This window comes from Ensifer sp. ZNC0028 (genome assembly GCF_000799055.1).
GTDB lineage: Bacteria > Pseudomonadota > Alphaproteobacteria > Rhizobiales > Rhizobiaceae > Ensifer.
In genome coordinates this window covers 1-2,520 of the sequence record NZ_JTLA01000179.1, presented here as the reverse complement: position 1 = coordinate 2,520, position 2,520 = coordinate 1, and the positions used below count along the sequence as shown (strand labels likewise).

3 protein-coding genes are annotated in these 2,520 nt (G+C 65.6%); all 3 read right to left on the bottom strand.

Features of this window, described 5'->3' with window-relative positions:
* Positions 1-512: 512 nt before the first annotated feature.
* A complete protein-coding gene (dapA, locus tag L981_RS31755) occupies positions 513-1,430 on the bottom strand; it encodes a 4-hydroxy-tetrahydrodipicolinate synthase (protein ID WP_043626338.1) in 918 nt (305 codons plus the stop codon).
* Positions 1,431-1,678: 248 nt separating this feature from the next.
* A complete protein-coding gene (locus tag L981_RS31750; RefSeq protein ID WP_043626336.1) occupies positions 1,679-2,320 on the bottom strand; it encodes a hypothetical protein in 642 nt (213 codons plus the stop codon).
* A gap of 2 nt (positions 2,321-2,322) precedes the next feature.
* The coding region (locus L981_RS35285; RefSeq protein ID WP_043626334.1) for a hypothetical protein at positions 2,323-2,520 on the bottom strand (198 nt) is incomplete at its 5' end.

Sequence of the window (2,520 nt, the reverse complement as noted above, 5' to 3'; positions counted from 1 at the left end):
CGAGGTCACGACCGAGGCGGCCGTCAGCGCCGCCGGAACGGCCGCGCCGGCGCCGATCGTGGCAAGCGAGGCCGCGCCGATTCCGCCTTTCATCATGTCGCGTCGAGTGATTTCAAGATTGCTGCCGGATGTCTTCATCATCGTCTCCAGGCGTCCTGATCAATCAGCTTTGGGACGGGCACCCGCACAGGCGCCCCGTTTTTGGCACACCGTCCATCTCGCCCGGCTTGGTCCTCGCGCCGGGAAACCGGCTTTCGCCCTCACCCGTGACGGTTCAGGGCACGGATCGCTCGCAAGAATGGTTCTCTGTTTTTTTCCTCAACTGCGGCATTTCAATGCCCGGCAGCACGGGCCGCGCAGCGCCATCGGACACCGCGCGTAAGGACCGCTATCCTGCCGAAACAAGCCGTTCCGCGAAAGTACGTAACTGTTAAAATACGATGCAAACGGCGACGCAAAGCAGGGCGATCTTCCCTTTACCGACCGCCCCACTTTGGAAAACCGTCACAGGCTCAGCGCCGGCCGTCCCGCTCCGCCATGGCCCTTTCGATCCTCAGCGCCAGGTCATCGCTGACCGGCACCATCGGCAGACGCATCTCCGCACTGTCGATCAGCCCCGCGCGCCACAGCCAATGCTTGATCGGCCCGGGGCTCGGCTCGGCAAAGAGCAGCCGCGGCAGGTCGGAAAGGCGCTGCCAGGCGGAAAGCGCCCCCGCCTGGTCGCCGGCAAGCAGCCTGTTGCGGATGTCGGCAAAGGCTGCCGTCTGCACATGGGCGGACGCGGTGATCCCGCCTTCCGCCCCTTGCGTCAACGCCGTGTAGAACAGCGGATCCTCGCCGGTCAGCACGGCGAAATCGCTGGGCTTGTGGCGCAACAGATCGAAGGATTGCGTCGCATCCGCCGAGCAATCCTTGACGCCAACGATGTTTCTCCGTTCCGCCAGTTGCAGCATCGTCTCGTTGCCGAGGTTGACGCCCGTCCGGTAGGGAATGTTGTAGATCAGGATCGGCCGGTCCGTGGCGTCGGCAAGCGCCGAGAAATGCGCATGAAGACCGCGCTGCGACGGCCGGGTGTAATAGGGGCAGGCAATCAGGTAGCCATCGGCGCCCCAGGCCGCCGTCCGCTCCAGCGCCTTCACCGACTTCCGCGTATCGCTACCGGAAAGCCCGAAATAGACGGGGATGCGCCGCCCCGCTGCAGCCAGGGTCTCGTTGGTGATCGCAACCGCACGCTCGCACTCCGCCTCGTCGAGCGCCATGCCCTCGCCCGTGGTCGCGCCGAGAATGAAGCCGTCGATCGGCTCGGCCGCATAGTGGACGACCAACCGGCGGAGCGAGCGCTCGTCCAGCTCACCATCGCGAAAGGGCGTGATCAGCGGCAGCCAGAGACCACTAGGGCCCGACGATCGTGTTGAAGCTGTGCTTTCCATGAAATTCCATCTCCTTTGAAAAACCGGAGACGGAGAGCGCAAGCGAAAACCCCGTCCGAACCGGCGGGGTCGATCTGATCCTTGTGCTTGCTATGCTCTGCGCGCAACGACCGTCAGCCCCGGATACGGGGCTTTTTTCACAGTCGTCAGTTTTACGAGGCGGCAGGTCATGGCGGTGAAGGTCGAACAGTCCGGCCGCCTTGTCAAGGAGGACCGGTGCCGCAGTCAGTCCGCACATCTGCCCTCGCTCAGTCTGGACATTCCGCGCCGGTCTCCACCCAGGCGGTGATCAGCGCGGCGAACTCCGGTTGCGAGCCGGGCGGCGCGCTACGGCCCTCGCCCGGGTGCCAGGCCCAGCCGACGAGGTGGTCCTCGCCCATGTGCTTGATGAGATCGGCATGGGAGCGGTTGCCGTTGCGCTCCGTATCCTTCACCTGTTCGCAGATCTCGCGAACGGTGAGGCCCTGCCAGGCCATGCTTGCGGGCGCCAGCTGCCAATGGGCATTGCCGGGGATGGACTTCAGCCGGCTGCCGACGATCGCCCGGTTGTCCGCACCGTGGCAGGTGCTGCAGGCGAGGCCGGCCGGCCCCATCGAACTGTCGGCGGCAATCATCAGTGGCACATGCGGGTGCATGTCCTCCCCTTGCGTCGGGCTGCGCGTTGCCGGGTGACAGTTGATGCAGCGCGGATGGGTGAGCACCCGGCTCGCCTCGGCAAAGATCGCCTTCGAGCGCTCACGCGCATCGGCGATCGCGGCAAAGTCGGCTGCACCTTTCAAGGCGCCGCCGCTGCCGGTTTCGGCAAAACCGCTGACAGGCTCGAAAGCGGCAATGAAACCTGCCGCCACGAGCGCGGATGCAAGCGAGAGAGCAAGGGCTGGCCTGTTCATGGTCACACCCTCCTCAGGTCGCCCTGGTCGATCGGCAGGGTTCTGAGCCGCTTGCCGGTCGCCATGAAGATCGCGTTCAGAAGCGCCGGCGCCACGCCGGGCGTACCCACCTCGCCGATGCCGCCGGGCGCCTCGGCGCTCGGCACGATATGCACCTCGATCGGCGGCGTCTCGTGGATGCGCAGCACAGGCGCATCGTC

Excerpts from the sequence above, each read along its gene's own strand:
- dapA (WP_043626338.1), bottom strand. The coding sequence starts at position 1,430 with ATGGAAAGCACAGCTTCAACACGATCGTCGGGCCCTAGTGGTCTCTGG.
- L981_RS31750 (WP_043626336.1), bottom strand. The coding sequence starts at position 2,320 with ATGAACAGGCCAGCCCTTGCTCTCTCGCTTGCATCCGCGCTCGTGGCG.